Here is a 6,063-nt window from a genome sequence, read left to right as displayed (position 1 = left end):
CACCGAGCCGGCCGTCATCGGCCGCAAATACTGGGTCCGCCACGGCAACCGCTGGGTCCAGGCCCGCATCACCGCCATCGACCACCGCCTGGATATCCAGACCCTGGCCGAGACCGAGGCGCATGAACTCTCCGTCAACGAGATCGGCCATGTCACCGTCGAGTTGCAGGCCGAGCTGCCGCTGCAGCCCTACGCGGACAACCGCGTCGGCGGCGCGCTGATCGTCGTGGATCCCACCAGCAACCGCACCAGCGGCGCGCTGCTGGTCCGCTGAACACCGTCCAGGAGACCGCCATGGGACGCGTCCTCTTCGTCAGCGCCGGGCCCGGCGCCGCCGACCTGATCACGCTGCGCGGCGCGCGGGCACTGGCGCAGGCGGAGGTGGTGCTGTTCGACGCCCTCACCGACCCGGCGCTGCGCGAGCTCGCGCCCCAGGCGCGGTGGCTGGACGTGGGCAAGCGCGGCTTCTGCCACTCGACCAAGCAGACCGCGATCAACGCGGCGCTGGTGCGGGAGGCGAAGGCCCATGCGCTCGTGGTGCGGCTCAAGGGCGGCGACGCCAGCGTGTTCGGCCGGCTGGAAGAGGAATTGCAGGCGCTGGCCGAGGCCGGCATCGGCTACGAGATCGTGCCCGGCGTGACCGCCGCGATCGCCGCGGCCGCGCAGACCGGCCGCCCGCTGACGCGCCGCGGCGCCGGCCGCAGCGTCGCGCTGACCACCGCGATGACCCGCGAGGGCGAGCTCCAGGCCGCCAAGTCCGCCGACACCGAGGTGTTCTACATGGCCGGGCAGCAGCTGGCCGCCCTTGCCCGCCGGCTGCTCGCCGCGGGCTGGGCGCCGGACGCGCCGGTGAGCGTCGTGTCCCGCGCCGGCTGCGCGGACGCGCTGGCCAGCGAGCACGAGGTCGCCACGCTGGGCGCCGCGTCGATGCTGCACCGGGGGCGGCCGACGGTGGTCGTCGTCGGCGCCGGCGCCGCGCCACTGGGCACGGCGGGCGCGGCGCTCCCGGACCGGGCGTCAGCCACCGGTGCTTTGCCGGCGACCGCGCCCGAGCGGGCCTCCGACCCCGGATTGGGCGAATACGCGACGCTTTCCCCGTCCCAAGACCTTGAGCCGCGCGGGCCGGAAGCGCTGGCGCAAACCCCGAACGTTTAAAATCCGCCGTTTTCCGTCAGCGCCGACCGAGCCCACGATCCGGGAATCGCCTGGAGACCGCCAGGGACGCTGAATTTCGAGGGCCCCCCGCCGGCCCCGCCACTAGAAGAGCCGCTATGACCCACGTCGTCACCGAAGCCTGCATTCGCTGCAAATACACCGATTGCGTCGATGTCTGTCCCGTCGACTGCTTCCGCGAGGGCCCGAACTTCCTGGCCATCGACCCCGATGAATGCATCGACTGCGCGGTCTGCATCCCCGAATGCCCGGTGAACGCGATCATGCCGGAGGAGGACGTCCCCGGTGACCAGCAGATCATGATCAAGCTGAACGCGGATCTCGCCAAGAAGTGGCCCAGCATCACCAAGCGCAAGACGCCGCTGCCCGATGCCGACGAGTGGAAGGACAAGACGGGCAAGGTCGATCAGCTGGTCCGCTGACCGATCCCCTCATCTCGCGGCGCCGGAGCCTGCCGGCCGCTGCTTCTCACAAGAATGGAAACGCAAGTGACTGAAGCGACCTCCGCCCCGCACGCGGGCGTGATCGAAACAGATGCCGTCATCGTCGGCGCCGGCCCGGTGGGCCTGTTCCAGGTGTTCGAGCTGGGCCTGCTCGAGATCAAGGCCCACATCATCGATTCGCTGGCTTATCCCGGCGGCCAGTGCATCGAGCTCTATCCCGACAAGCCGATCTACGACATCCCGGCGCTGCCGGTGGTGACAGGCAAGGAACTGACCGACAACCTGATGAAGCAGATCGAGCCCTTCGGCGCGACCTTCCATCTGGGCCAGGAGGTCACGACCGTCGAGAAGCAGGAGGACGGCCGCTTCTTCGTCGCCACCAGCAAGGGCACGCAGTTCCTGACCAAGACCATCTTCATCGCGGGCGGCGTGGGCTCCTTCCAGCCGCGCACGCTGAAGGTCGAGGGCATCGACAAGTACGAGGGCTCGCAGGTCCATTACCGCGTGCGCAACCCCGCGCAATTCGCCGGCAAGAACCTGGTAATCATCGGCGGCGGCGACTCGGCGCTGGACTGGGCGCTGAACTTCTGCGCCGGCAATGCCGACGGCAACCCGCACAAGGCCGAGAGCGTGATCCTGGTCCACCGCCGCGACGGCTTCCGCGCCGCGCCGGCCTCGGTGGCCAAGATGAAGGAACTCTGCGACGCCTACGAGATGCAGTTCATGGTGGGCCAGGTGGCCGACCTGGACGAAGGCGAGGACGCGCTCAAGGGCCTGAAGATCACCGGCGGCGACGGCGTCACGCGCGTGGTCCCGGCGGACCAGGTGCTGGTGTTCTTCGGCCTGTCGCCCAAGCTGGGCCCGATCGCCGAATGGGGTCTGGCGCTGGAGAAGAAGCAGATCCAGGTCGACACCGAGAAGTTCCAGACCAGCGTGCCCGGCATCTTCGCGGTGGGTGACATCAACACCTACCCGGGCAAGAAGAAGCTGATCCTGTCGGGCTTCCACGAGGCCGCGCTGGCGGCCTTCGGCGCGATGCCGATCATCAACCCCGAGAAGCGCGTCCACCTGCAGTACACGACCACCAGCCCCAAGCTGCACAAGGTGCTGGGCGTCGAGACGCCGGTGTTCGACTGAGTCCGGCGGCCCAGTGCCCCCAACGGGGCGCTGGACCCCGAGGGCCCCGTCGGGGCGCCTGGACCGAAAGAGAGCCCGCCTGGCGATGCCGGCGGGCTCTTTTCATTGCGGGACAAACCAGCGCCAGCGCTGTGCCGGCGCGGTGTGGACCCAGCGCGCGGGATGGCGCAGGCGCCGCCAGATCGAGGCGCCGGGGCCGTCCCCGATCACCGCCCGCCGCAGCGCCGCCACCGAGCCCTCGCGGCCGCCCGTCCGCATCAGCGTGGCATAGGCCTCGATCATCGCCAGCGCCGGCGTCATCCATCCGGACGGCGACCATTCATGCCGCCGCGCGAGGCGATGCTCCAGCTGCTCGGCGCGCGAGTGCGCGGCCAGCAGCGCCAACTCCCACAGGCGCATGTCCTCCTGGTACGGGTCCCGCGGCAGGGCATGCGCGACCACCTCGCCCAGCTCGTCCCAGTGGCCACGCCGCGCCAGCGCGATGCACAGGTTGGTCAGCGCGTAGAGCGGCGGCTGCGCGCGGTCGCGCCAGTCGCGCATCCAGTCGACGGTGTCGCGGAACAGGCCGCGCGAGACCAGCGCATAACTGGTCTCGCCCCAGCTCGCCATGTCCGCGCGCAGCCGGTCGCCATGCCGGCGCACCAGCCAGCGCAGCCAGAAGTCGCGCTCGGTGTCGACCAGCCAGCGCAGCAGCGCGCGCAGCAGCAACTGGCCTTGCGCGCGTCGCAGCAGCCGCGCGGCCGTGAAGGCGGTGATCAGCTCACCGCGGCGCCGCGCCTGCGCGATCAGCCAGTGATAGGCCAGGCCGGGCGCGCCCTCCCCGCGCTCGATGCGGGCCAGTTGCCACGCCGCCAGTCCCTGTCCCCAACCCGCCGCGTCGATCGCCTCGCAGGCCAGGCGCGATTGCACCAGGTCATAGCCCGGCAGGTCGACCAGGCGCTCCAGCCACTCGAAGGCCAGGTCGCGACGTCCGGCGCGGCTGGCGGCGATCACCGCCCGGCGCGCGAGGTCGGTGGTCGGCTCGGCGGCCCACTGCGAGCGCACCGCCCACTCCACGCTGTCGGTGTCGCCGACCCGCTCCGCCGCCTCGCAGAGCACGCGGGCGGCGAACAGGTAGCGGCCTTCGAGCTCCAGCGCGCGGCGCAGTTCGGTGACCGCCTCGGCATGGCGACCCAGCTTGAACAACGCATGGCCGACGTAGGCGTGCGGCATGCCGCGATGCGGCAGGAGCGCCCGCAGCCGCTGCGCCGCTTCCAGGTAGGCCGCGTTCTCGTCGCGCGCGTCTTCCCAGTCGGCCAGGTCGCGCCAGAGGGCCTCGTCGTCCGGCACCTCCGCGATCAGCGCGCGCAGCCGGGCGACGGCACCGGCCCGGTCGCCGCGCCGCCAGGCGCAGCGCGCCTCCCAGGCCCGCAGCGCGACCGGGGCCACGCCGGGCCAGGGCAGCGCCTTGAGCAGGGTCTCGATCTCATCGTGGCGCGACAGCTGCGCCAGGCGCTCGAAGCGCGCGATCCAGGCCGCTTCCAGCATCGGCGCCAGCGCCACGGCACGCTCGGCCGCGGCCAGCGCCTCGAGGTCGTCCCGCCCCTGGCTCGCGCGCACCAGCCAGGCGCTGGCGTCGCCGGGGCGGCTGCGTTCGACCTCGTCGACCATCGCGTCGAAGTCGTGCAGGCGCTCGCCCGCCTCGCAGACCCGTCGCACCATGCCCAGACCCAGGTCAGGGCGCGGATTCAGCAGTAGCGAGCGGCGCGCCTCGCGCAGCGCGTCGTCCGGCCGCTGGCGGCGCTCATGCAGCCAGGCGAGCAGCGCGATCAGGTCGTCGTCGTCATGGGCATGGTGCAGCGCGCGCGTCACGACGCGCTCGGCGGCGTCGTAGTCGGGCTGCGACTCGGTCAGCAGGTCGACCTGCAGGCGGACTGCGGCGTTCCAGCCGGGGGATTCCGCCAGCACCGCCTCGCAGGCGGCCCGCGCGCCCGCGCGATCGCCGATCTGGCGCAAGGCCTCCGCCAGTTCGTGCTGCACGCGCGGCAGCGCGGTGAAGCGTCGCGCCGCCTCGACCAGCAGCCGCCGCGCCCGCGGCGCGCGGCCCGACTCGATCCATTGCCGCGCCAGCGCGACCCACAGGTGCCAGGTGTCGGGCTGGCGACGCAGGGCCCGCATCAGCCGGCGCGCGACCGCCGTCGGCCGCCAGCCCCGGCCGGCCACCTGCTGGAAGCACAACCAGCCGTCGCCAAGCACGACCTGCCGGTCCAGCTCCGCCGCGGCCCGGTCGACGGCGTCGCGGGCCTTCGTCGGATCCGGCGCGGCATTGACCAGCAGGCGCATCGAGAAGTCGTAATCCGCGTCCAGCGCCATGGCCCGCCACAGCGCCGGCAGCGCCGCGTCATACCCATCGCGCCGGTGCAGCACATAGGCCAGCACGCCCTGCGCGTCGGCGCGCTCGGGCGTGAGCGCGCAGGCCGCCTCGGCCGTGGCGACGGCCTCGTCGTGCCGCCCCTGCCGGCTGGCCTGCACCGCCAGTTCGCGCCGGGTCCAGGCGTCGTCCGGGTGATGCTCGCGCAGGCGCTCCAGGACCGCGTTGACGTCCTCGGGGCGGTCGGGCACCCAGTCGAACAGCAGCCGCTGGAGACCGTAATGCGCCGGGTGGCGCCCGGCCACCTCGCGCAGCGCGGCCAGCGCGGCGCCCTGACCGTCCCGGCGCGACAACAGGCGCAGGCGCAAGCGGTGCAGCGCCAGGCCGAAAGGCTGCAGCGCGCAGGCCTCGTCGGCCCAGCGCAGCGCCGCGTCGAGCTCGCGCCGGGCACCGTCCAGCAGCGCGCGCAGGATGCGGACCTCGGCCGGATGCGCCGGTTGCACGGCCGCCTCCACCAGCGCCTGCGCCGCGTCCAGCTGCTGCCGGCGCAGACGCTGCTCGGCGGCGAAGAGCTTGAGCGCGGCGTCGTCCGGCCGCCGGGCGAGGCCGGCCTGCAACAGCGCCTCCGCCTCCTCCGCGCGTTCGATCAGGTCCAGCTGCTGGTACAGCGTGATCAGGGGCGCGCTGGAGCGCCCGCCCCATTCGTGCTCGCGCTCGCGCAGGAAGGCCAGGCCCTCGGCCTCCCGGCCCAGCACGCGGCAGGCGGTCATGTAGGCCCGCGCGGCCTGCTCATCGGTGGCCAGCAGGCAGGCGGTCCAGCGGTAGAGCGCCAGCGCGTCCTCGCGCGAGCCGTGCGCCCACTCGAAGTCCGCCCATTGCCACCAGACCTGCCCCAGCACCGGCCCCCGCCGGATCGCGCGGCGCAGGCACTGCCGGGCCTGCCAGGCGCGGCGGCTGTCG

The 6,063-nt window shown here is 72.8% G+C and carries 5 protein-coding genes; 4 read left to right on the top strand and 1 reads right to left on the bottom strand.

Annotation, left to right across the window (positions count from 1 at the left end; all coding sequences use genetic code 11):
- The 4 genes from FUT87_RS25110 to FUT87_RS25095 all read left to right on the top strand — a co-directional run.
- On the top strand, positions 1 to 274 hold a 274-nt coding region (locus FUT87_RS25110), incomplete at its 5' end, for an elongation factor 1-alpha C-terminal domain-related protein (protein WP_404935419.1).
- Positions 275 to 294: 20 nt separating this feature from the next.
- The gene (gene cobA, locus FUT87_RS25105; protein WP_147242068.1) at positions 295 to 1,155 is read left to right on the top strand and encodes a uroporphyrinogen-III C-methyltransferase; all 861 of its coding nucleotides are present in this window, start codon (positions 295 to 297) and stop codon (positions 1,153 to 1,155) included.
- Positions 1,156 to 1,271: 116 nt separating this feature from the next.
- A complete protein-coding gene (fdxA, locus tag FUT87_RS25100) occupies positions 1,272 to 1,595 on the top strand; it encodes a ferredoxin FdxA (protein WP_091722144.1) in 324 nt (107 codons plus the stop codon).
- Between the two features lie 66 nt (positions 1,596 to 1,661).
- Positions 1,662 to 2,753 (top strand): NAD(P)/FAD-dependent oxidoreductase, encoded by a 1,092-nt coding sequence (locus FUT87_RS25095; RefSeq protein ID WP_404932389.1) that lies wholly within the window; start codon positions 1,662 to 1,664, stop codon positions 2,751 to 2,753.
- A 102-nt stretch (positions 2,754 to 2,855) separates the two neighbouring features.
- Here the strand turns inward: FUT87_RS25095 and FUT87_RS25090 are convergent.
- The coding region (locus tag FUT87_RS25090; RefSeq protein ID WP_222617281.1) for a hypothetical protein at positions 2,856 to 6,063 on the bottom strand (3,208 nt) is incomplete at its 5' end.

It is taken from the genome of Mitsuaria sp. TWR114 (genome assembly GCF_007997345.1).
Note: the sequence above shows the minus strand (reverse complement) of the source record. Positions and strands in the feature narration are given on the sequence as shown.